This is a genomic window from Ensifer sp. 38_S197, assembly GCF_056924495.1.
On sequence record NZ_JBXOVZ010000002.1, the window covers coordinates 599,517 to 621,229 of the forward strand.

The following is a 21,713-nucleotide window of genomic DNA, read 5'->3' on the forward strand; positions in this document are numbered from 1 at the left end:
GACAAGACATCTCGATCGAACCGAGAAGAGCTGCGCACTGGGGCTGACGAGCATTCTTCCGTCGGACAGCGTCCATCGGACATGGCGGCTACGGCGGCAACCCAACCAGCGGCCGCGATAAGCGGCACCGCTTCAGTGCATCGTCTCGCCGGAGATCTCGTCGCGCAGAATGCGGAACGCGTCTTCAAGCGCGGCGACTAGGGCATCGGTGAGTTCGTCGCCGTCGTTGTTGGCGAGATAGAGGGCGACCATCGAATCGGATGGGTCGCGATAATGCTCGATATCGGTTGACATATCATTGTCCTTCATTCGCCGTGTCACATCCCGGCCATTGAGGTGACGATAGGCGAAGGGACTTGCGTAAAGCTGGATGCATGACGTCAAAGCGTCGAGCGAACATACCGATTGGATATCGCGCGGCGCACCGCTTCGATCCCGGTTCTATCGGCAATGGTCCGTAAAGGACAGAGGATAGTGGGCTATTTCGCTCGCACCGGGCGATCGACCACGCTAGAGCATGTCGCGCAGAAGCGTGGGAGCGCGGCGGAGGCTTGGACGAGATCACCTCGGCTCAGGCACCCTGCATTGTCATCCGCGCGGCTGCGCCAGAAACGCGAAAGCGCTGCTTCGCCAAGTTCACGCGGTTGCGGAGACGAGGCATGTGGTTTCGCTGAAACGGCCTGGACGAACGACGCGGGAATGAGCATGTCGAAGAAAACCAAGCGCGACGAAACCGGTGACATGCAGCGCCTGAAGCTCGATTTCCCTGATATCCATGCGGATTTGCTCTCCGGCCGCATCCCGTCACTGCGCAAGGCGCTCGTCGCGGCAGGGCTCAAGGACGAGCGCACCCGCCTCGACAAGCTCAAGAATTCCTGGACCAAGGCAAGCCCCGCCGAACGCGAGGCTTTCCTGAACTGGCTGAGCGGCAACGACGCCGTGAAACTGGCCGCAACACAGGTTGAAGTCGATCCGCCACGCGCGGCGCACCAACCCTCCGCCATTGCCAGCGGCCGCTACCTGCTTCCCGAAGCGATCTCCGAAATCCGCACCGTCATGAACCGCCGCCGGATGCGTGCGAACGACATCATGGCCGAGATGGGTTTTGCCGGCGACGACATGTCCCTCACCCGCGCCTTGTCCAAGGGCGCAAGCCTGCGGCTGTCGGTGATCGCCGCACTGGAAACCTGGCTCCGCAACAACGCGGCGGATTGATTTTCGCCGGCGATTTTCGCGCTTCCGGCGTCACCCGCCTCTACTGGTTCCGCCCCGCTTTGCAAGCGCTGCGACCGTAGTCGCGTTCAACGTAAGAAAATTGGGAAGCCGAAAAGCAGGCGGCGCTCGACCAGGCCGATGCGATCAAGACGCTCGCCACCGCCGAGGCCGACGCAGCGATCATCAAGGCCAAGGGCGTACTCGAAACCGGCAAGGCCGCAGCCGAAAGCGAGGCGCTGCTCAACGAAGCCCGCAACAAGCTGAGTCCTGCGATCATCGAGTTCGAAATCCTGCGCGAACGCATCCGCATCATTCCCGAAGCGCTGGCCGAGGCGGTCAAGCCGATCGAGAAGATCTCGGACATCCGCATCTTCGACACCGGCGGCATGCTGGGACGCGGAGCGAGCGGCGAAGGCACCACCAACGGTATCGGCCTCGGCGACGGCCTGGCCGGCCAATTGCTCGCTTACCAGGCCAACAAACCGGTGCTCGATCAACTCTTGAAGGAAGCCGGCTTCAACGGCGAAAACGCCATTTCGTCGCTCCTCGGCGACCTGCAGGCCGCGCCAACGCCCGCGGAGAAATCACCGAAGAAGTGATGCAGGACGGATCCGATCCCTGGCCTTGCGAGGCGGGCGGGGATCAAACATTGGGCATGACCGCCCCCAAAGTGGGGCTGCCCGTGACATCATATTGTGGTGAGATAAAAGAAGAGTCTGGCGGAGAGGGGGGGATTCGAACCCCCGATAGGCTTGCACCTATGCCGCATTTCGAGTGCGGTGCATTCAACCACTCTGCCACCTCTCCGCATAACTGGTTGGCGCTCGGTGAGCGCGGTCGGGTTCATAGCGGCAGATTCGGGTGCTGGCAAGTGCCTGTTTGAAGAATATGTAACGCCCCTGTTGCTTTCGCCTTGACACACACGCGCGATTCCCTGTAATCCGCGCAATGAAGTGGTGTGGCCTGGCTACTCCGCATCGGGTGTGATTTGCGCCCTTTCACCGGTGGAAGCCGATAAGGTCTCCACTTTACCTGTCGACTGAGAAAAAGACGGCCTTGTCCTTGGGCAAAGAGCCGGATCGAACATGAAAGGATAAAAAATGTTCGCAGTCATCAAGACCGGCGGTAAGCAGTACCGCGTGGCCGCCAACGACGTCCTCACCATCGAAAAGCTGGAAGGCGTTGCAGGCGACAAGATCGAATTCACCGAGATCCTGATGGTCGGCGTCGGCGCCGATGCAACCATCGGTGCTCCGTTTGTCGAAGGCGCCGTTGTCAGCGCTGAAGTTGTGGAACAGGGCCGCGCCAAGAAGGTCATCGCCTTCAAGAAGCGTCGCCGCCAGAACTCCAAGCGCTCGCGCGGTCACCGCCAGCACCAGACGACCGTCCGTATCCTGGACATCGCTGCTTCCGGTGGCAAGGCGAAGAAGGCTTCGAAGAAGACCGAAGCTGCCGCCGAAGCCGCTGCAAACTGAGTTCCTGGATCTAAGGTTTAAAGGAGAACACCAATGGCACACAAAAAAGCTGGCGGTTCGTCGCGTAACGGTCGCGATTCTGAGTCCAAGCGCCTTGGCGTGAAGAAGTTCGGCGGCGAAAACGTCGTTGCAGGCAACATCATCGTGCGCCAGCGCGGCACGAAGTGGCATCCGGGCGCCAATGTCGGCCTCGGTAAGGACCACACGATTTTTGCACTTACGGCCGGCAACGTGGACTTCCGTACGAAGGCCAATGGCCGCGTGTACGTGTCTGTAATGCCGAAAGCCGAAGCAGCGGAATAAGCCGGTAGCGCTCTAAAACAGCCGGCGTCTCATCGACCCGGCTGACGCACCTGATGGTTCCAGGCCAGACTTGAAAAGGGGAGATGGGGCAAGACCCAACTCCCCTTTTTCGTTTCTGGAGGAAACCATGCAAACCGAGTTGTTGAGGGAAGACCAATCCCGGTCTCCCGAGCAGAGGCCGAGGCCCCAACGGTCAAGGACCGATTGCCCGATATTGTTGTCACCCAGGCTCGTTCTGCGCGCCCCTCATGAAGACGATATCGACGCCCTTGCCCATCTTGCCAACAATGCCAATGTCGCGACCATGGTCTCGCGCATGCCGCACCCGTACACGACGGCCGACGCCGCCGACTTCGTGCGACGCGCGAAAGCCGGCACGATTGGCAAGTGCGTCTACGCGATTACCAAGGCGGACAATGGCGCATTTCTCGGTTGCTGCGGTATCGAGCCGCATCCGGACGGCAAGACGGCGGAACTCGGCTACTGGCTGGGCGAACCTTACTGGAACCAGGGTTATGCCACCGAGGCCGCCCAGGTCCTGACCGACATGGCTTTCCGCACCCGCGACATCGACCAGATCGATGCGCGCTGCCGGGTCATGAATCTGGCGTCCCGCCGGGTCATCCAGAAGTGCGGCTTCCAATTCCAGGGCAGCGGCATGGTCGGTAGCCTGGCGCTCGGCGGCTCGATCGCCGTCGAGTGGTACCGGCTCGACCGCAAGACCTGGGTCTCCTTGAGAAGCTGGGGAGGCATGCGATGAACGCGCTCGTTTCCGAACGCCAGCGGCTCGTCGCCCGCCCCGGTCCGGGCCCCTGCCCGGTCATCGAGACGAAGCGTCTCGTCCTGCGCCCGCACCGGCGAGATGACGCCGAGGCGATCGCCCAGTCGCTCGGCGATTTCCAGGTCGCGCGCATGCTGGCGCGCGTTCCCGCCCCCTACGACCTGCAGGATGCGCTCGACTGGCTCACGTCACGGACCTCCGGACTGACGCCTGACTGGACCTTCGCCGTCACGTCAGGCGACGACGTGCATATCGGCTGTGTCGGCATCGAGCTCCGGCATGGCCAGTGGCATGTCGGCTACTGGCTGAACCGTTTCTACTGGGGCAAGGGCTTTGCCTCCGAGGCGACCTATGCGGCGGTCGAGCGCTTCTTCCGCCGCATGCCGGAAACGACGCTGCATTCGGGCGTCTTTGCCGACAATCCGGGCTCGCTGAAGGTGCAGGAGAAGATCGGGTTCCAGATCACCGGCTGCAGCCAGGTCTATGCGCTCGCCCGCAATGCCATGGTCGCGCATATCGAAACGCGGCTGACCGCTGCCGATCTGCGTCGACCACATTGAAAGACACCCCCGCGAAGCTCACTTCGCGGGGGGCATTTGTCATGCGAGCGCGAATCCGACAGGCAAGTGGTCGGAGCCCTTGGCGCCATAGTCGATCCAGGCGTCCGTCAGCCGCGAAACGAGGCCGGCGCTGAGAAAACAATAGTCGAGATGCATGCGTCTTTCGGGGTTTTCGGGATGAATCCAGCTATAGCTTTCCGGCGTCAGCCGACCGAGATGGGCGAGCGCATCGACCGGGTTCTCAAGCCGCAGCGAGCGACCGTAGTAGGCGTCGCGCGAACCGACCATGGTGTTGTATTCCGGCGTCTCCGGCTCCATGTTGAAATCGCCCATGACGACGAAGTCCTCCGGATGCGGCGGCTCGGACAGGCCGAAATCGGCCGCCCCCGTGATTGCGCCGCCTTCGAGCGGATAGCCGAGCAGCCGGTCCTTGAGATAACGGATCTGGGCGATGCGCTCGGCCGGCAGCACATGGTCGAGATGCACGGAATAGACCCGGAGCGGGCCGCTGGGTGTCGCGATCAACGCTTCGGTCGCACCGCGCTGCAGGTTCATCGGGCTGATCGTGCGGGTGCGCGGCAGGGAGATCAGCCGCGTCGAAAGGATCGGCCAGCGCGACAGGATCATGTTGCCGAATTGAAAGCGGCGGCTGACGGCCCGGCCGTCTTCGACCGACGAGCCGATGTCGACGTCGCAGGGTGCGTGAAAGACCGTGAAATGACCCGGGAACAGCCTTTCGAAGCGAGCAACCAGATCGACGTGATCGTTGCGGTGGAAGCCGCGGGTCACTTCCTGCAGCGCGATGATATCGGCGTCCCCGATCGAGGCCGCGATCCTTTCGGGATCGAAGCGGCCATCGAGACCAAGGCCGTATTGGATGTTGTAGCTGACGAACCGCACGATATTCTTTGACCTCCGAATAAACCGCCTATATCGATGGCGGCAAATTAAGACCGCGCCCTTCCACCGAACAGATGGCAGCCCAATGAAATTTCTCGACGAAACGAAAGTCTACATCCGCTCCGGCGACGGCGGCGCAGGCGCCGTCTCGTTCCGACGCGAGAAGTTCATCGAGTTCGGCGGACCGGACGGCGGCGATGGCGGTCGCGGCGGCGACGTCTGGGTGGAGGCCGTCAACGGTCTCAACACGCTGATCGACTTCCGCTACCAGCAGCACTTCAAGGCCAAGACCGGCCAGCACGGCATGGGCCGCAACCGCACCGGCGCCGGCGGCGACGACGTGACGCTGAAGGTGCCGGTCGGCACGCAGATCTTCGAGGAAGACAACGAGACCCTGATCGTCGACATGGTGGCCGAGGGCCAGCGCTACCGGCTCGCCGCCGGCGGCAATGGCGGCTTCGGCAACGCGCATTTCAAGTCTTCCACCAATCAGGCGCCGAACTGGGCCAATCCGGGCCTCGAAGGCGACGAGAAGACTCTCTGGCTGCGGCTGAAGCTGATCGCCGACGCCGGCCTCGTCGGCCTGCCGAATGCCGGCAAGTCGACCTTCCTCGCCGCCTGCACCCGCGCGCGTCCGAAGATCGCCAACTATCCCTTTACGACGCTGCATCCCAATCTCGGCGTCGCCACCATCGACGGCAACGAGTTCATCATCGCCGACATCCCGGGCCTCATCGAAGGCGCGCATGAAGGCGTCGGCATCGGTGACCGCTTCCTCGGCCACGTCGAGCGCACCCGCGTGCTGCTGCATCTCGTCTCGGCCCAGGAAGAAGATGTCGCCAAGGCCTATAAGACGGTGAAACACGAGCTTGAAGCCTATGGCGGCGGCCTCGAGGACAAGCCGCAGATCGTGGCGCTGTCGCAGATCGACGTGCTGGACGAGGACGAGTTGAAGGCGAAGAGCAAGGCTCTGGCGAAGGCCTGCGGCCAGCCGCCGCTCTTGCTCTCCGCCGCCGTCGGCAAGGGTATGACCGAAGCGTTGAGGGCCCTTCGTGGCGTCATCGTCGCCGCGAAGGCAGGCGAAGAGTCCGGCGAGGAGAACGTCTGACATGAGCAAGACCCGTAAGCCGCTTCTGAAGTATCGCCGGGTCGTCATCAAGATTGGCTCGGCACTCCTCGTCGACCGCGCCACAGGGTTGAAGAAATCCTGGCTCGACGCGATGTGCGCCGACATTGCCGGCCTCAAGGCCAAAGGTGTCGAGGTGCTGGTCGTCTCGTCAGGCGCAATCGCGCTCGGTCGCACGGTGCTCAAGCTGCCCTCGGGCGCGCTGAAGCTGGAAGAAAGCCAGGCGGCCGCCGCCGTCGGCCAGATCGCACTGGCACGCGCCTGGTCGGAGAGCCTTTCGACGGACGCCATCGTTGCCGGCCAGGTGCTGCTGACCCTCGGCGATACCGAGGAGCGCCGCCGCTATCTCAATGCCCGCGCAACGATCAACCAGTTGCTGAAGCTCGGCGCCGTGCCGATCATCAACGAGAACGACACCGTGGCAACCACGGAAATCCGTTATGGCGACAATGATCGCCTCGCCGCCCGTGTTGCCACCATGGTCGGCGCCGACCTTCTGGTGCTGCTCTCCGATATCGATGGGCTCTACACCGCCCCGCCGCATCTCGACCCGAACGCCCGTTTCCTGGAAACGATCGCCGAGATCACGCCCGCAATCGAAGCCATGGCCGGCGGTGCGGCCTCCGAGCTTTCACGCGGCGGCATGCGCACCAAGATCGATGCCGGCAAGATCGCGACCACCGCGGGCTGCGCCATGATCATCGCTTCCGGCAAGCCGAACCATCCGCTCGCCGCGATCGAGGAAGGCGCCCGCTCCTCCTGGTTTGCCCCGTCGGGTTCGCCGGTGACCGCGCGCAAGACCTGGATCGCCGGGCAATTGCTGCCGGCCGGAACGCTCGATGTCGACGCCGGCGCCGAAGAGGCGCTGCGCTCGGGCAAGAGCCTGCTGCCGGCCGGTGTCCGCGCCGTCACCGGCAGCTTCAGCCGCGGCGACACGATCGCCATTCTCGGCGTATCGGGCCGCGAGATCGCCCGCGGCCTTGCCGGCTACGACGCCGACGAGGCCCGGCAGATCGCCGGCAAGAAATCGGCCGAGATCGCCGTGATCCTCGGCTATGCCGGCCGCGCCGCCATGGTGCACCGCGATGATATGGTGATGACCGGAAAACGCGCCCAGGACGAGGGCAGTCGGAAGGATGAGATCCATGCTTGACGAGGTGAAGAACAAGGACGACGTCGAAAGCGTCATGCTGGAGATCGGCCGCAGGGCCAAGGCCGCCAGCCGACCGCTTGCCGTCGCCAGCGCCGAACGCAAGCACGCCGCCTTGATCGCCATGGCCGACGCCATCCTTGCACGTAAGGACGAGATCCTCGCCGCCAATGCGATCGACCTCGAAAACGCCCGCGAGACCGGCGTCGCCACCGCCTTCATCGACCGCCTGACGCTCACCGAAGGCCGCATCCGCGACATGGCAAACGGCATTCGCGCGATCGCCGAATTCAAGGATCCGGTCGGCGACGTGATCGCCGAATGGGACCGGCCGAACGGCTTGCATATCGAGCGCGTGCGCACGCCGCTCGGCGTGATCGGGGTGATCTATGAAAGCCGGCCGAATGTAACCGCCGATGCCGGCGCGCTCTGCCTCAAGGCCGGCAATGCCGTGATCCTGCGCGGCGGCTCCGACAGCTTCCATTCCTCCGGCGCGATCCACGCCTGCCTGGTCGAAGGGTTGAAGGCCGCCGGCCTGCCCGAACATGCCATCCAGATGGTGCCGGTCGCCGATCGCGCCGCGGTCGGCGCCATGCTCTCGGGTCTCGCCGGCGCGATCGACGTCATCGTGCCGCGGGGCGGCAAGAGCCTCGTCGCCCGCGTCCAGAACGAGGCACGCGTGCCGGTCTTCGCTCATCTCGAGGGTCTCTGCCACATCTATGTCGACGCCTCGGCCGACCTTGCCATGGCGGAAAGGATCGTCGTCAACGCCAAGATGCGCCGCACCGGCATCTGCGGCGCTGCCGAAACGCTGCTGATCGACCGCAACGACGCCGAGCGGCTGGCCAAGCCGCTGCTGGGCGCCCTGCTTGCGGCCGGCTGCGAAGTGCGGGTGTCGGATGAACTCGCAGGCTCTATGGACGGATTGAAGACCGCAACCGATGAGGACTGGGCGACGGAGTATCTCGACGCCATCATCTCCGTGAAGCTGGTCGACGGCATTTCCGGCGCCATCGAACACATCTGCACCTGGTCTTCGGCGCATACGGAAGCGGTGATCGCCGAGGATCCTGCGGTGGTCGAACGTTTCTTCTCGGAGATCGATTCCGCGATCCTGCTCCACAACGCCTCGACGCAGTTTGCCGATGGCGGCGAGTTCGGCATGGGCGGCGAAATCGGCATTGCCACCGGCAAGATGCATGCGCGCGGCCCCGTTGGCGTCGAGCAGTTGACATCCTTCAAGTATCGGGTGCGCGGTGCTGGACAGGTCAGGCCCTGAGGTGACGGCGGGCAAGGTGAACGCCCGCTACCTGCGCATGCCCCATGTCGAAAGCGGCATGGTGGTCGGCCTCTTCGGTGGATCCTTCAACCCGCCGCATCAGGGCCATGTGCTGGTTGCCGATACGGCGATCCAGCGGCTCGGGCTCGACCAGCTCTGGTGGATGGTGACGCCCGGCAACCCGCTCAAGGATCACAACAATCTGGCGCCCCTCGCCGACCGCATCGCCATGAGCGAAACGATCGCGCGCAACCCGCGCATCAAGGTGACGGCCTTCGAACAGGCGCTCGGGCAGAGCTATACGGCCCGCACGCTGGAGATCGTACGCGCCCGCAATCGCGACATTCGCTTCGTCTGGATCATGGGCGCCGACAACCTGAAGAACTTTCACCGCTGGCAGAACTGGCAGAAGATCGCCCGCACCTTCCCGATCGCCGTCATCGACCGGCCGGGCTCGACGCTCGCTTACCTCTCTTCGCGCATGGCCAAGACCTTCGATCATGCGCGCATCGATGAGGACGACGCACGCCGCCTAGCCTATCACGCAGCCCCCGCCTGGAGCTTCATTCACGGACCGCGTTCGTCGATGAGCTCGACCGCGCTTCGGGCCGCGGGCGGAGTATGATTTCCTGGGAATCAGTTCTGCTGTCTTGAAACCGCTACGGTTTGATGCCTACATTCATGGACGGTTCGATCTTTGTTCGAATCGAAAGTGCCTGTTCTGTTCATATGGAAAGGAAAGACCCTGACAACAGCACACGCCAAGGGATATGCGGTCTCCGCATTCCCGCGCAGCACGGGATCGAGCGACGAAGCCGCTGTCCGTGCGCTTCAACTGGTCCTCGAAAGCCTAGAGGACTCGAAGGCAGAAGATATCGTCAGCATCAACATTGCCGGAAAGTCGGCGCTGGGAGACTTCATGGTCGTTGTCTCCGGGCGATCGAACAGGCATGTGATGGCCATTGCTGATCACCTGACGACCGACCTCAAGGACGGGGGCTTTGGCAATGCCCGTGTCGAAGGTCTGGAAGGCGGTGACTGGGTGCTGATCGACACCGGTGATGTGATCGTTCACATCTTCCGGCCGGAGATCCGGGAGTTCTACAACATCGAAAAGATGTGGGCGGCTCCTGAGATCGAGGACGGCACCCTGCATTGAGACCGACCGGGTCGCCGCGCAGCTGAATGCCGGACGAGCCGAGTTGCGGTCATGCATGAATTTGAAGGGCTGTCGCCGTCTTGAGCGGCGCTTTCAGCCGGAAGTTTATTGCGACTGATCGTGACCTTCAGGCCCGTTAACCGGACAAGGTGCGCACCGACGCTGCAAGGCTCCATGGACGCTGCACAGAATTCTCCTTGAATCGACCCGATTTCAGGAACTATGCAGTGCGTGGTGCAGCGCAAGCGAGGACGGATAAGGTCATGCGTATCGGATTGTTCGCAGTCGGCCGCCTCAAGGCGGGGCCGGAAAAGGATCTCGCGGCCCGCTATCTCGATCGTTTTTCCAAGGCCGGCCCGGCGATCGGTCTCGAGCTTTCCCGTGTCGTCGAAGTCAACGAAAGCCGTGCCTCGAATGCCGACACGCGCAAGCGGGAGGAAGCCTCCCAGCTCGAGAGGGCACTCGCCGATGGCAGCCTGCTCGTGCTTCTCGACGAGCGCGGCAAGGCGCTGGATTCAGAAGGCTTTGCATCGCTGCTCGGGACATTCCGCGACAGCGGCAAGCGCGACCTGATGATCGCGATCGGCGGCGCCGATGGCCTCGAGCCGAGCCTTCATGCCCGCGCCGATGCCGTGCTCAATCTTGGAAAGATGACCTGGCCGCACCAGCTCGTCCGTATCCTGATCGCCGAGCAGCTCTACCGCGCCGTCACCATTCTCTCCGGACACCCTTACCATCGCGTTTAATGCGCCGGTTCTTCGCCCGTATTCCTGGCGCAGCACACGAAGCGATAACGAGAATATGCTTGGTCGCGCGCGCCAAATCAGATTAGGGTTTTTTCTTCATATTTTTCGGATGGACGCACGCGAACCGATGATGCGCCGAGGCAGGGCCAGCGTTTTCAGCATGGGAAGAGACGACGCAGGACGGCTTGGCCGCAAGGCGGCGGCGCTTGCGGTCGCGCTCGCGATCGGCCTGCCGGCGGGCGCCCAGGAAGCCGCGCCCCCCGGCGCCACGATGGCCGGCCAGGAACAGGGCCCGCCGGATCCTGCCGCCGACCTCACTCTTCGCCGTAACAGCACGCGCAGCGAGCTCGACGCGCTTTCGAAGACCATCACGCTGTCGCAGGAGCGCGCCAACGCGCTAAGCGAAACCATCGCCGAGATCGACAAGACCAACGAGACGCTGCGCGCCGCAATTGTCGATTCCGCCAAGAAGCGGCAGGGCCTTGAGCAACAGATCGTCGACGGCGAAAAGAAACTGAGTGATCTGCGCACCAAGGAGGACGCCGTCCGGAAGTCGCTGCACGCACGCCGCGGCGTGCTTGCCGAGGTTCTCGCCGCCCTGCAGCGAATGGGGCGCAACCCGCCGCCGGCGATCCTGGTGACGCCGGAGGACGCGCTGGCCTCGGTGCGCAGCGCGATCCTGCTCGGCGCCGTCGTGCCGGGCCTGCGCAAGGAAACCGAAAACTTGGTGGCGGACCTCAAGGCGCTCTCGGACATCCGCACCGGCATCGACCGGCAGCGGGAAGAGTTGACCGCAGCGATGACGGCCAATCTCGAAGAAGAGCGCCGCATGTCGATGCTGGTCGCCGAAAAGGAGAAGCTGCGCCAGTCGAGCGCCAGCGAGCTTGCCGCCGAACAGCGCAAGGCGCAGGAACTTGCCGGCCAGGCCACCAATCTTCAAGGTCTGATCGGCTCTCTCGAAAGCCAGATCGCCTCTGTTCGCGAAGCCGCGGAAGCGGCCCGTGCGCAGGAGGAAGAGCGCCGGCGCATGAGCGAGGCCGAGCGCGAGGCGGCGCGCGAATTGGCCCGCAATGCCGTGCCCGACAAAAACCGCATTGCCCCCGCATATGTGTTTTCGGAGCTGAGGAACAAGCTTGCCTATCCGGCTGCGGGATCGCTGTTGCGCAAATTCGGCGATGCAGATGGCACGGGGCACTCCCTGCAAGGGATCATGTTGGAAACCAATCCGGGCGCGCTGGTGACTGCGCCGTCAGATGGCTGGATCGTCTATGCAGGCAATTTCCGCAGTTATGGGCAGATGATCATTCTCAACCCGGGCGACGGCTATCACGTCGTGCTGTCGGGGATGGAGGGAGTGAGCGTACAGCCCGGGCAGTTTGTCGTGGCCGGTGAACCATTGGCAACGATGGGCGCAAAAAGAGTGGCGAGCGCTGCGGCCTTGGCGCTGGAAACAGACCGGCCGACGCTTTACATTGAATTCCGGAAAGACGGGAAACCGGTTGATTCCCGACCGTGGTGGACCGCAGCAGAGGTTGGAAAGGCGCGAAATGATACGTAGGGCTTCACTTGTTCTGGTCGGGGCGCTGATGGGCGCGACCGCGATGGGCGTGGTTTATTCGGCTGTCGTTCCGGCTGTCGCGGCCAACACCTCGACCTATCGCGAACTGGCAATTTTCGGCGACGTCTTCGAGCGCGTGCGCGCGCAGTACGTGACGCCGCCGCAGGACGACAAGCTGATCGAGAATGCCATCAACGGCATGCTCTCCTCGCTCGATCCGCATTCCAGCTACATGAACTCGGCCGATGCCGAGGACATGCGCACCCAGACCCGCGGTGAGTTCGGCGGCCTCGGCATCGAAGTCACCATGGAAGACGATCTCGTCAAGGTGACGAGCCCGATCGACGACACGCCCGCAGCGCGCGCCGGCGTGCTTGCCGGTGACTTCATCTCGAAGATCGACGGTGCAGACGTTCGCGGCCTCAAGCTTGAGGACGCCGTCGAGAAGATGCGCGGCGCGGTCGGTACGCCGATCAAGCTGACCATCCTGCGCAAGGGCGCGGAAAAGCCGATCGAGCTGACGATCGTGCGCGACGTCATCGCCGTTCGCGCCGTCAAGTTCCGCACCGAAGGCGACGTCGGCTATCTGCGCGTCATCTCCTTCACCGAGAAGACCTATGACGACCTGAAGAAGGGCATCGAGAAGATCAAGGCCGAAGTGCCGGCCGACAAGCTCAAGGGCTATGTCCTCGACCTGCGTCTCAACCCGGGCGGCCTGCTCGACCAGGCGATCAACGTCTCCGACGCCTTCCTCGAGCGTGGCGAGGTCGTTTCGACCCGCGGCCGCAATCCGGACGAGACCCGCCGCTTCAACGCGACGCCCGGCGACCTGACCGATGGCAAGCCGGTCATCGTACTCGTCAACGGCGGTTCGGCCTCCGCGTCGGAAATCGTCGCCGGTGCCCTGCAGGACCTGAAGCGCGCGACCGTGCTTGGCACCCGCTCCTTCGGCAAGGGATCGGTCCAGACGATCATCCCGCTCGGCGAAGCCGGTGCCTTGCGTCTGACGACGGCGCTCTACTACACACCGTCCGGCAAATCGATCCAGGGCACGGGCATCTCGCCCGACATCAAGGTCGAACAGCCGCTGCCGCCGGAACTGCTCGGCAAGGTCGAGGCCCAGGGCGAGTCCGACCTGCGCGGCCACATCCAGGGCCAGAGCGAGACCGACGAAGGGTCGGGCTCGGTCGCCTATGTGCCGCCGGAGACGAAGGACGACCTGCAGCTCAACTACGCGCTCGACCTGCTGCGCGGCAAGAAGACGGACCCGGCCTTCCCGGCCAATCCGGAACAGGCTCAGCTCAAGAAGTAAGCCTGCGAGCATCGAATTGAGAGCGCCGTGTGTTCGAGCGAACACGCGGCGCTCTGCATTTCAGCCGGGCGCATCCGCTCGGCCGAAAGCAGACGCACTGGTCAACGCGACTCAGCTAAATTATAGGGGTAAAGACGCTGCCGCAGCCGCTGATTCTCAGGGCACCGGTGCGCTCGGAGAGAGGAACTGCGAAGCATCTCAACGCCGCCTCGCTCTAGAGCGCCGCACGTCCTGTCAGACGCGCAAAGTCGCTGCAGCACTTTGAATTGCTGCATGTTTGTCCTTTGATCGACCGTGATCAAAGCAGGCATGCAGGAGCGGCAACATCGCACAGATCGACCGAGGCTCCGTTTGGGAACTGATCTCAATGCCCCCCTGGGCCAGAACCGGCGGGTGAAGCCAGCGGCGAGGCGCAATCCCCGACGGATGCTCGGGCTCTCTTTTCTCGGCATTTGTATTGCGTCGGTGGTCGGACTGTCGCTGTGGGGCACGCTTGCGCCGGACGGACTGAAGCGAAGCCAGCCTGAAACGGCAGCAACCGAGAGCGCCAAGGACGCCGCCGAGACGCCGGCGAAGGCGGCCAATGGCCAGTCCGGTGCGGGCGGAACGATGAAGCCGGGGACCGCCTATTCCGGCGCCGACGTCGAACCCACGCTCACCGATGACGGCTCTACCGTTACCAAGTTTTCACCGCGCAGCCGCGACGGCAAGGGCCCGGCCCTGATCAATGTCGGTCCGATCCGCGGCCAGGATCCGCGAATGGCGGCCATGCCCAACGACGATCTCCTGGAAGACAGCCCGGCCGGACGTCTGCCGATCGTCGGCCCGGACGGTCTGCGCCCCATGGATCAATATGCCCGGCCCTGGTCCGGCGCGCGCGGCACACGCATCGCGCTGGTCGTCGGCGGTCTCGGCCTCAGCCAGACCGGCACCCAGAAAGCGATCCGCGATCTGCCGGCCGAAGTGACACTGGGCTTTGCCACGGCCGGAAACAGCCTGCAGCGCTGGATGCAGGAGGCACGCCGGGGCGGCCATGAGATCCTGCTGCAGGTACCGATGGAACCCTTCGACTACCCGGCCAACGATCCCGGCCCCAATGCGTTGCGCGTCGATCTCGGCGCCAAGAAGAACCTGACGGAGCTGCATCGGAACCTCGCCGAGATCACCAATTACACCGGCGTCATGAACTATCTCGGTGGCCGCTTCCTGTCGGACGCCGACGCCCTGGAACCGGTGATGCGCGATCTCGGCAAGCGCGGCCTGCTGTTCCTCGACGACGGAACGTCGGCGCAATCGCTCTCGGGCAAGCTCGCCGATGCCTTCGACGTACCGCACGGCTTTGCCGACCTGACGCTCGACACGGAGCTCAGCCGCGGCGCGATCCTGAAGAAGCTCGACGAACTGGAGCGGATTGCGCGCCGCAACGGCACCGCCATCGGCGTCGCTTCCGCCTTCGACGAAAGCGTCAGTGCGATTGCCTCCTGGATCGGCGAGGCACAGGGACGCGGTATCGAGATCGTCGGCGTTTCCGCGCTCGTCAAGGATCCGCAACAGAACTAGCTTACAGCCATCCGACAGGATGATTTGGCGATTGAAAGAAGAGGCAGCCGATGAGCAAGGAAAAGGGCAAGAAACTGAGAGCGGAGGACCTCCCCTATCGCCCCTGTGTCGGGGTCATGGTGCTGAACCGCGCAGGCCTCGTCTGGGCCGGGCACCGGATCGCCGTCGGCAATTCCGAATATGACGGCTCGCCGCAGCGCTGGCAGATGCCGCAGGGCGGCATCGACAAGAACGAGGATCCGTTGAAGGCCGCCTATCGCGAGCTCTACGAAGAAACCGGCATGAAAACAGTCTCGCTGCTCGCGGAAGCGCCTGGCTGGATCAACTACGATCTGCCCGAGCATCTGATCGGCATCGGCCTCAAGGGCAAGTATCGTGGCCAGACGCAACGCTGGTATGCCTTTCGCTTCGAGGGCGAGGAGGACGAAATCGCCATCAACCCGCCGCCGGGTGGACACGATCCGGAGTTCGACGCGTGGGAGTGGAAGCCGATGCGCGAATTGCCGGAGCTGATCGTGCCGTTCAAGCGCAAGGTCTATGAGGAGGTCGTCACGGCCTTCGCACATCTCGCGCCCTGAAGGATGCGCGCAAAAGCGTGAAGCGGCTTTGCGTTCGGAAGCGCGTAATTTCAAAGGTTGCAAGCGGGAGTTCGTCTCGCAGACGAAAAAGGCCGGCGATGTCGCCGGCCCTTGTCTTTGGAAAGCTGCGCCGAACTCAGTCGGCTTCGGCCTCGTTGGCCGGTGCGGCGTTGAGCTGGCCGTATTTTTCTTCACCGATCTTGTCGAGCAGATCGAGCTGGGTTTCGAGGAAGTCGATGTGGCCCTCTTCGTCGGCGAGCAGTTCTTCGAAGAGCTTCATGGAGACATAGTCCCCGGCGGCGTGACAGATGTCGCGTGATTTCTTGTAGGCGGTGCGGGCGTCGTATTCGCCGGCGAGGTCAGCCTTCAGCACTTCCTTGACGTTCTGGCCGATGCGCAGCGGCGCAACCGTCTGCAGGTTGGGGTGGCCTTCAAGGAAGATGATGCGCGCGACGAGCTTGTCGGCATGCTGCATCTCCTCGATGGATTCCGCGCGCTCCTTCTTTGCGAGAAGCGTGTAACCCCAGTCTTCGAGGAGACGGTAGTGCAACCAGTACTGGTTGACGGCACCGAGTTCGAGATAGAGCGCCTCGTTAAGCTGCTCGATGACCTTTTTGTCGCCTTTCAATGTCCGCCCTCCGGTTCTCTTCGTGGAATTGTCTGAGGCGGGTCATGAAATCAAATATCTCGGCGTCCGTCGAGTCGCGGTGCGCGTGATATTGCTCGGTGGTGCGGATGATGATGTCGACGACATTGGGGAAGCAGCCGCAGCAACGGCCGCGCTTTTCCATCGCGTGATAGACTTTCGCCGGCACGATCAGCTGCCAACAGTCCTCGTCGAGGAGGCCGACAATCGTGTCCTCGATCTCTTTTTCCGTGATGAAATTGCAGCTGCAAACCAGCATTTCGTCTCGCCTGTCGTACGCAACGCCCTGTATCAGCGCATAAAGCAAAACAGGACATTTAGTGTCAACTAAAAACTCCGCGAGCGGAAGTTGCAGGTCGATTAGAACGACTCTAATCTTGATGAAAAGCTCCGTCTTTTCAAAATTTTAGAGAAATACGAACGACTATTCTTGCAGACCTTAGGTCGATTATGCCGCACGCCTTCTGCGACATTTTTACACACCATCGGACCGCTTCGCCGAGCGCGCCAAGATGACCTGCTCATTTTACCGGAAAGCCCATCCGGCTGCCTTTGCGGTAGCTGGGGTCCGAGCCCTGCCCTCAATGGAAATTGCGCCCCTTCGGCATCACGTCCGCCACCTCGGCCGTCGTTTGCTCCGGACTGCCGCCGGAACGCCGCGCGATCGCCGGGCGCAGATCGCCCTGCGCTTTCTTCTCGCGCGCGTCGCCGGTCGGTCTCAGCGCTTCATCGGCACGGTCGTTCGCGCCGAACCGCCTCACCTCTGCACGCAGCAGTCCCAGCATCGGCGTGATGTCCTCGATATGTTCGGCGACCACATGGATGACGCTGCTTTCGCGCTGCAGCCGGCCGCGGATCTTGACGAGGCGCGCACCCATGACCACCGGCCGATAGGTCGCAAATACCTTCGGCCAGACGATCGCATTGGCGACGCCGGTCTCGTCCTCGATCGTCATGAAGATCACGCCCTTGGCGGAGCCCGGGCGCTGGCGGACGAGCACCAGCCCGGCGACCGTTATCCGCCGCCCGACCGGGGCCGTCGCAAGCGTGCGGCTGGTGACGATGCCCTGCTCGGAAAGCGCCGCCCGCAGGAAGGAGACCGGATGCGCCTTGAGCGAGAAGGAGAGATAGCGATAGTCGTTGATGACCTGCTCGCCCGGCAGCATCTCCGGCAGGATCATCGCCGGTTCCGGCCGTAACTCTTCCTTCGCCGCCCGGTCGAAGAGCGGCAATCGTTCGGCGGCACTCTTTTCGTCCAAGGCCTTTACCGCCCAGAGCGCCTTGCGCCGATCGAGCCCGATCGAGCGGAAGGCATCCGCGTCCGCAAGCCTTTCGAGCACGGAGCGGGGAAGACCGGAGCGCAGCCAGAGATCGCGGACTGTCCGGTAGCCGGCGCCGCGGTTGGCAACGAGCTTATCCTCCATCTCCTTTTCGTTCAGGCCCTTGATCGAGTTGAAGCCGAGGCGCATCGTCTTGTCGGTCTTGATCACGTTCTCCATCTCGCGATGGCGCGGCTCGATGGCCCCCTTGTCGAGCTCTCCTTCTTCAAGGTCCGCATCCCAGACCGAATGGTTGATGTCGACGGGCCGTATCCGGACCCCATGTTCTCGCGCATCGCGCACCAATTGCCCGGGCGCGTAGAAACCCATCGGCTGCGAGTTCAGGAGCGCCGCGCAGAAGACATCGGGATAATAGGTCTTGAGCCAGGAGGAGACATAAACCAAAAGCGCAAAGGATGCGGCATGGCTCTCGGGAAAGCCATATTCGCCGAAACCTTCGATCTGCTTGAAGCAGCGCTCGGCAAAATCGCGCGGATAGTTGTTCCTGACCATGCCTTCGATCATCTTCTCGTGGAAGGTATGGATGGTGCCGGTGCGCTTGAAGGTCGCCATCGCCCGCCGCAACTGATCGGCCTCGCTGGGCGAGAAACCGGCGGCGGTGATGGCGATCTGCATCGCCTGCTCCTGGAAGAGCGGCACGCCGAGCGTTCGCTCCAGAACCACCTCCAGTTCAGGACTCGGATATTCGATGGGGATCTTCCGAGCATGCTGCTCCCGTCGCTTCAGATAGGGGTGCACCATGTTGCCCTGGATCGGCCCCGGCCGGACGATCGCCACCTCGATGACGAGATCGTAAAATTTCCTGGGCTTCAACCGCGGCAGCATGCTCATCTGCGCCCGGCTTTCGATCTGGAAGACACCGATCGTATCGGCCCGGCAGATCATGTCGTAAACGGCCTTCTGGTCATCCTTGAAGAGCTGGTGCAGCGTTTTCTTCTCCCCGTAATGCCGGTCGAGAAGCGCGAAGGCCCGGGCGATGCAGGTGAGCATGCCAAGCGCCAGCACGTCGATCTTCAGGATCTTCAGCGTGTCGAGATCGTCCTTGTCCCACTCGATCATGTAGCGGTCGGGCATTGCCGTGTTCATGATCGGCACCACCTCGTCGAGCCGGTCGCGGGTGATGACGAAGCCGCCGACATGCTGGGAAAGATGGCGCGGGAAGCTCATCAGCTCGGTGGCATAATCGAGCACCTTCACCGTCGTCGGGTCCTTCGTGTCGAGACCGGCAGCCTGCGCCTCACGCTCGGAAAGATCGGCGACCGACCAGCCCCAGACCGAGCCAGCGAGCGCCGATTGCACGTCCTCGGAAAAGCCGAAGGCCTTGGCGGTCTCCCGGCCGGCCGAGCGCGCCCGGTAACTGATGACGGCGGCCGTCAGCCCTGCATGTTCCTTGCCATAGGTGCGGTAGATGTGCTGGATCACCTCTTCCCGCTTCTCATGCTCGAAATCGACGTCGATGTCCGGCGGCTCGTCCCGCTCGGTCGAGAGGAAGCGATCGAAGAGTAGGGTGGTCTCACATGGATCGACCTCGGTAATGCCCAGGCAATAACAGACGGTGGAGTTCGCCGCCGACCCGCGGCCCTGACACAGGATATGAACGCTGCGCGCAAACTGCATGATGTTGCGCACCGTCAGGAAATAGGGCTCGTAGCGTTTGCCCGCGATCAGCTCGAGCTCGTACTCGATCTGCGTTGAAACCTTATCGGGAATGCCTTCAGGATACCGCTCGCGCGCTCCCTCCATCGTCAGCCGCCGCAGGGTCTCAGTCGGCGTCTCGCCCGGAATGCTTTCATCCGGATATTGATATTCGAGTTCCGACAGCGAGAACTTCAACCTCCCAAAGAAATGCCCGGTATTGGCGATCGCTTCCGGATAGTCGCGGAAGATGCGCGCCATTTCCTCAGGTGTCTTCAGATGCCGTTCGGCATTGGCGTGCAGCCGGTAGCCGGCCGACGCGATCGTCACATGTTCGCGGATGGCAGTGACGACATCGGCGAGCGGCCGCCGGGCGGCGACATGAAACAGCGGACTGTTGGTGGCGACGGGCTTGACCGCCGCATGGCGGGCGATGGTCGCAAGCCCGGCAAAGGCAAGCTGGTCGAAGCCGTCATAACGCGGCACCAGCGCCAGATAGAGCCGATCGGCAAAATGTGGTTTCAGCCGCTTGAGGAAATCGGCAAGCAGGGTTGCCTCCGGCGCGCCGATCACCGGATCCGGCAGCACGACAAGCAAGAGGTCCTCGCCCCATTCGACGAGATCGGCTTCGTAGAGCGTGCAGGTGCCCTTCTTGGCGCGCAGGTTTCCGGCGCTCAGCATCCGGCAGAGATTGCCCCAGCCGCGGCGATTTAAGGGGTAGGCAAGCACGTCAGGCAGATCTTCGGCAAAGGAGAGCCGTGCGCCGGGCTGGAAGGCATATTTCTCCACCTTGGCCTGTGCATGGGCGCGCACCACCCCTGCCACCGTATTGCGGTCGGCAATACCAAGGCCACCAATGCCGAGGCGGCTTGCCGCAACGACCATCTCGCCCGGATGGGAGGCGCCTTCGAGGAAGGAAAAATTCGACCAGGCGCCGATCTCGAAATAGGGGGTAGCGCCGCTCATGCGAAGACTCCATGCATGAACCAGCGGGGCGGGGCGGCAGCCCCGTAATGACCCTCGCGAAACAGCCAGAACCGCCGGCCGCGCTCATCTTCCACCCGGAAATAATCGCGCTCCATCGCCGGCTCGCCATCGAGCCACCATTCGCCGGCAATCCGTTCCGGCCCTTCGGCGCGCGCGATGCGATGCAACGTGCGGCGCCAGCGGAAGCTTCTCGGCGGCCCCTCCGGCACCTCGGCCACGGCCTCCACCGGCTCGGGGCTTGGAAAGAGCCGCTGTGGCCGGGCCGCGGCGGCAAGCAGGGTCGCGGGCATGTTTTCCACCGGCTCCTCAGCCTTGCTGATCAGCGCCAGATCCGTGAGCGGGCGGAAAGTCGCTGCCCGCTCCGGCACATGGCTTTCTGCGAGAGCCGGCACCAGCAGGCTTTCCGCACCGAACCGCGCCATGACCCGATCGGCAAAGGCCGCAAGCGGCCGCTCGCGATCCGGCGTGCCGGAAAAATCCTCCTGCATCACCTCGTATTTTTCGCTCTTCGGAACCGAGAGCCTGAGGATTTCGAAGCCGAAGCCGGCGTCGAGATCCTCATGCACCGCCTGCAGCCGCTCGCGGAAAAGACCGGCGACACGCAGCGGCTCGTTGAGCGGCGAGGATGTGCCGGCGGCGATGCGGAAAACCGCGCCGTCGACGCGAAAGAGCAGAAGCTCGAACAGCCGCCCGCCTTCCCCACGCTTTTCCAGTTCCGGCTTCAGCCGCACCGCCAGCTCTTCCGTCAGGCCTAAAATATCGTCTTCGCCCTGGACCGGTTCGCCGAGACGGCGCTCGACCGAAAGGGCGGCGACGGGCAGCCGTGGCGACAAAGGTTCGTCCTCCCGCCCGAGCGCCTGATCAAGGCGCAGAAGCAGGATCGCGCCGAACCGGCGGGCAAGCGGCGCGCGCGGCGCTTCGAGGATGTCGCCGACCTGCTTGAGCCCAACCCGGCCAAGCGTTTCGATCGTCTCCCGCGGCAGCCGGAGCGCCGCCATCGGCAGCGGCGCCAGCACCCGTGCGGCCTCATCCGGGGCAATGATGCCTTCGGACCCGAAGCGCGCCACCGCCCAGGAAAGCCCGGCCGAGGAGGAGATCGCCGCACAGGCCTCGACCCCCAGATGGAAAAGGCGGGCGAGCAGATCGTCGAGAAGCGCCTTTTCCCCACCGAGAAGATGGGCGCAGCCGGTGATGTCGAGAAAGAGGCCGCTGTCGCCATCGAGCGCGACCAGCGGCGTATAGCGGCAACACCAATCGGCAAGGCCCTCGAGCAGAGCCCGGTCAGCGGCGGGATCGGCCGGCAGCACGTCGATCTCGGGACACATGGCCCGAGCCTCGGCAACCCCCTGGCCAATGTGAAACCCACGCTTCTCGGCATAACCGTCGAGCGCGACGAGACGCAT

Annotated in this window: 21 protein-coding genes, 1 tRNA gene and 1 pseudogene; 16 read left to right on the top strand and 7 right to left on the bottom strand. The window is 63.4% G+C overall.

Features of this window, described 5'->3' with window-relative positions:
- Window positions 1-132: 132 nt before the first annotated feature.
- Window positions 133-294 carry a hypothetical protein gene (locus tag AC1Z3V_RS16120; RefSeq protein ID WP_483500359.1) on the bottom strand — a complete coding sequence of 54 codons (162 nt, stop codon included), beginning with the start codon at window positions 292-294 and terminating at the stop codon, window positions 133-135.
- Between the two features lie 411 nt (window positions 295-705).
- On the opposite strand from AC1Z3V_RS16120, the gene AC1Z3V_RS16125 reads away from it, so the two are divergent.
- Window positions 706-1,215, top strand: a complete 510-nt coding sequence (locus AC1Z3V_RS16125) for a hypothetical protein (RefSeq protein ID WP_483500360.1) — start codon at window positions 706-708, stop codon at window positions 1,213-1,215.
- A gap of 104 nt (window positions 1,216-1,319) precedes the next feature.
- Window positions 1,320-1,814: pseudogene (locus tag AC1Z3V_RS16130) on the top strand (flotillin domain-containing protein); the annotation flags it as partial.
- A gap of 118 nt (window positions 1,815-1,932) precedes the next feature.
- Here AC1Z3V_RS16130 and AC1Z3V_RS16135 read toward each other — a convergent pair.
- Window positions 1,933-2,022, bottom strand: a tRNA-Ser gene (locus AC1Z3V_RS16135).
- A 293-nt stretch (window positions 2,023-2,315) separates the two neighbouring features.
- On the opposite strand from AC1Z3V_RS16135, the gene rplU reads away from it, so the two are divergent.
- From rplU to AC1Z3V_RS16155, 4 genes are all read left to right on the top strand, one after another.
- Window positions 2,316-2,690 carry a 50S ribosomal protein L21 gene (gene rplU / locus AC1Z3V_RS16140; RefSeq protein ID WP_483500362.1) on the top strand — a complete coding sequence of 125 codons (375 nt, stop codon included), beginning with the start codon at window positions 2,316-2,318 and terminating at the stop codon, window positions 2,688-2,690.
- 33 nt (window positions 2,691-2,723) lie between these two features.
- A complete protein-coding gene (rpmA, locus tag AC1Z3V_RS16145; RefSeq protein ID WP_037470908.1) occupies window positions 2,724-2,993 on the top strand; it encodes a 50S ribosomal protein L27 in 270 nt (89 codons plus the stop codon).
- 127 nt (window positions 2,994-3,120) lie between these two features.
- Entirely contained in the window at window positions 3,121-3,753 is a 633-nt protein-coding gene (locus AC1Z3V_RS16150) for a GNAT family N-acetyltransferase (protein WP_483500364.1), read from the top strand.
- A complete protein-coding gene (locus AC1Z3V_RS16155) occupies window positions 3,750-4,334 on the top strand; it encodes a GNAT family N-acetyltransferase (protein ID WP_483500366.1) in 585 nt (194 codons plus the stop codon). Before AC1Z3V_RS16150 ends, AC1Z3V_RS16155 begins: the two co-directional genes overlap by 4 nt.
- Window positions 4,335-4,373: 39 nt before the next feature.
- Here AC1Z3V_RS16155 and AC1Z3V_RS16160 read toward each other — a convergent pair whose 3' ends face one another.
- Complete coding sequence (locus tag AC1Z3V_RS16160) at window positions 4,374-5,234, bottom strand: endonuclease/exonuclease/phosphatase family protein (protein ID WP_483500367.1); 861 nt, start codon at window positions 5,232-5,234, stop codon at window positions 4,374-4,376.
- An 85-nt stretch (window positions 5,235-5,319) separates the two neighbouring features.
- Between AC1Z3V_RS16160 and obgE the strand changes: the two genes are divergently transcribed.
- The 10 genes from obgE (at window position 5,320) to AC1Z3V_RS16210 (ending at window position 15,702) form a co-directional block, all read left to right on the top strand.
- Window positions 5,320-6,342, top strand: a complete 1,023-nt coding sequence (gene obgE, locus AC1Z3V_RS16165) for a GTPase ObgE (RefSeq protein ID WP_483500369.1) — start codon at window positions 5,320-5,322, stop codon at window positions 6,340-6,342.
- Window position 6,343: 1 nt separating this feature from the next.
- Complete coding sequence (gene proB, locus AC1Z3V_RS16170; protein ID WP_483500371.1) at window positions 6,344-7,513, top strand: glutamate 5-kinase; 1,170 nt, start codon at window positions 6,344-6,346, stop codon at window positions 7,511-7,513.
- The gene (locus AC1Z3V_RS16175) at window positions 7,506-8,789 is read left to right on the top strand and encodes a glutamate-5-semialdehyde dehydrogenase (RefSeq protein WP_483500373.1); all 1,284 of its coding nucleotides are present in this window, start codon (window positions 7,506-7,508) and stop codon (window positions 8,787-8,789) included. Before proB ends, AC1Z3V_RS16175 begins: the two co-directional genes overlap by 8 nt.
- A 37-nt stretch (window positions 8,790-8,826) precedes the next feature.
- Complete coding sequence (locus AC1Z3V_RS16180; protein WP_429815231.1) at window positions 8,827-9,414, top strand: nicotinate-nucleotide adenylyltransferase; 588 nt, start codon at window positions 8,827-8,829, stop codon at window positions 9,412-9,414.
- 87 nt (window positions 9,415-9,501) lie between these two features.
- Window positions 9,502-9,948 carry a ribosome silencing factor gene (gene rsfS / locus AC1Z3V_RS16185; RefSeq protein WP_173518198.1) on the top strand — a complete coding sequence of 149 codons (447 nt, stop codon included), beginning with the start codon at window positions 9,502-9,504 and terminating at the stop codon, window positions 9,946-9,948.
- A 263-nt stretch (window positions 9,949-10,211) separates the two neighbouring features.
- Window positions 10,212-10,694, top strand: a complete 483-nt coding sequence (rlmH, locus tag AC1Z3V_RS16190) for a 23S rRNA (pseudouridine(1915)-N(3))-methyltransferase RlmH (protein WP_483500375.1) — start codon at window positions 10,212-10,214, stop codon at window positions 10,692-10,694.
- A 160-nt stretch (window positions 10,695-10,854) separates the two neighbouring features.
- Complete coding sequence (locus tag AC1Z3V_RS16195; protein WP_483500377.1) at window positions 10,855-12,252, top strand: murein hydrolase activator EnvC family protein; 1,398 nt, start codon at window positions 10,855-10,857, stop codon at window positions 12,250-12,252.
- Window positions 12,242-13,564: a S41 family peptidase gene (locus AC1Z3V_RS16200; RefSeq protein ID WP_483500379.1), complete on the top strand. Its 1,323-nt coding sequence runs from the start codon at window positions 12,242-12,244 to the stop codon at window positions 13,562-13,564. The genes AC1Z3V_RS16195 and AC1Z3V_RS16200 overlap by 11 nt, the downstream gene beginning before the upstream one ends.
- A gap of 351 nt (window positions 13,565-13,915) precedes the next feature.
- Complete coding sequence (locus tag AC1Z3V_RS16205; RefSeq protein ID WP_483500381.1) at window positions 13,916-15,124, top strand: divergent polysaccharide deacetylase family protein; 1,209 nt, start codon at window positions 13,916-13,918, stop codon at window positions 15,122-15,124.
- Between the two features lie 50 nt (window positions 15,125-15,174).
- Window positions 15,175-15,702 carry an RNA pyrophosphohydrolase gene (locus AC1Z3V_RS16210; protein WP_483500383.1) on the top strand — a complete coding sequence of 176 codons (528 nt, stop codon included), beginning with the start codon at window positions 15,175-15,177 and terminating at the stop codon, window positions 15,700-15,702.
- 136 nt (window positions 15,703-15,838) lie between these two features.
- Here AC1Z3V_RS16210 and bfr read toward each other — a convergent pair whose 3' ends face one another.
- From bfr to AC1Z3V_RS16230, 4 genes are all read right to left on the bottom strand, one after another.
- Window positions 15,839-16,330: a bacterioferritin gene (gene bfr, locus AC1Z3V_RS16215; protein WP_247959431.1), complete on the bottom strand. Its 492-nt coding sequence runs from the start codon at window positions 16,328-16,330 to the stop codon at window positions 15,839-15,841.
- Window positions 16,296-16,607, bottom strand: coding sequence for a (2Fe-2S)-binding protein (locus AC1Z3V_RS16220; protein WP_173517796.1), 312 nt, complete (start codon window positions 16,605-16,607; stop codon window positions 16,296-16,298). The genes bfr and AC1Z3V_RS16220 overlap by 35 nt, the downstream gene beginning before the upstream one ends.
- 322 nt (window positions 16,608-16,929) lie before the next feature.
- Window positions 16,930-20,289 carry an error-prone DNA polymerase gene (locus AC1Z3V_RS16225; protein WP_483500385.1) on the bottom strand — a complete coding sequence of 1,120 codons (3,360 nt, stop codon included), beginning with the start codon at window positions 20,287-20,289 and terminating at the stop codon, window positions 16,930-16,932.
- Window positions 20,286-21,713 carry a Y-family DNA polymerase gene (locus tag AC1Z3V_RS16230; RefSeq protein WP_483504097.1) on the bottom strand — a complete coding sequence of 476 codons (1,428 nt, stop codon included), beginning with the start codon at window positions 21,711-21,713 and terminating at the stop codon, window positions 20,286-20,288. Before AC1Z3V_RS16230 ends, AC1Z3V_RS16225 begins: the two co-directional genes overlap by 4 nt.

Bases quoted from the DNA above. Each gene is read 5' to 3' on its own strand.
- AC1Z3V_RS16120 (WP_483500359.1), bottom strand. From the start codon at position 294: ATGTCAACCGATATCGAGCATTATCGCGACCCATCCGATTCGATGGTC.
- AC1Z3V_RS16125 (WP_483500360.1), top strand. From the start codon at position 706: ATGTCGAAGAAAACCAAGCGCGACGAAACCGGTGACATGCAGCGCCTG.
- rplU (WP_483500362.1), top strand. From the start codon at position 2,316: ATGTTCGCAGTCATCAAGACCGGCGGTAAGCAGTACCGCGTGGCCGCC.
- rpmA (WP_037470908.1), top strand. From the start codon at position 2,724: ATGGCACACAAAAAAGCTGGCGGTTCGTCGCGTAACGGTCGCGATTCT.
- AC1Z3V_RS16150 (WP_483500364.1), top strand. From the start codon at position 3,121: ATGCAAACCGAGTTGTTGAGGGAAGACCAATCCCGGTCTCCCGAGCAG.
- AC1Z3V_RS16155 (WP_483500366.1), top strand. From the start codon at position 3,750: ATGAACGCGCTCGTTTCCGAACGCCAGCGGCTCGTCGCCCGCCCCGGT.
- obgE (WP_483500369.1), top strand. From the start codon at position 5,320: ATGAAATTTCTCGACGAAACGAAAGTCTACATCCGCTCCGGCGACGGC.
- proB (WP_483500371.1), top strand. From the start codon at position 6,344: ATGAGCAAGACCCGTAAGCCGCTTCTGAAGTATCGCCGGGTCGTCATC.
- AC1Z3V_RS16175 (WP_483500373.1), top strand. From the start codon at position 7,506: ATGCTTGACGAGGTGAAGAACAAGGACGACGTCGAAAGCGTCATGCTG.
- AC1Z3V_RS16180 (WP_429815231.1), top strand. From the start codon at position 8,827: ATGCCCCATGTCGAAAGCGGCATGGTGGTCGGCCTCTTCGGTGGATCC.
- rlmH (WP_483500375.1), top strand. From the start codon at position 10,212: ATGCGTATCGGATTGTTCGCAGTCGGCCGCCTCAAGGCGGGGCCGGAA.
- AC1Z3V_RS16195 (WP_483500377.1), top strand. From the start codon at position 10,855: ATGGGAAGAGACGACGCAGGACGGCTTGGCCGCAAGGCGGCGGCGCTT.
- AC1Z3V_RS16200 (WP_483500379.1), top strand. From the start codon at position 12,242: ATGATACGTAGGGCTTCACTTGTTCTGGTCGGGGCGCTGATGGGCGCG.
- AC1Z3V_RS16210 (WP_483500383.1), top strand. From the start codon at position 15,175: ATGAGCAAGGAAAAGGGCAAGAAACTGAGAGCGGAGGACCTCCCCTAT.
- AC1Z3V_RS16220 (WP_173517796.1), bottom strand. From the start codon at position 16,607: ATGCTGGTTTGCAGCTGCAATTTCATCACGGAAAAAGAGATCGAGGAC.
- AC1Z3V_RS16225 (WP_483500385.1), bottom strand. From the start codon at position 20,289: ATGAGCGGCGCTACCCCCTATTTCGAGATCGGCGCCTGGTCGAATTTT.
- AC1Z3V_RS16230 (WP_483504097.1), bottom strand. From the start codon at position 21,713: ATGCGTCTCGTCGCGCTCGACGGTTATGCCGAGAAGCGTGGGTTTCAC.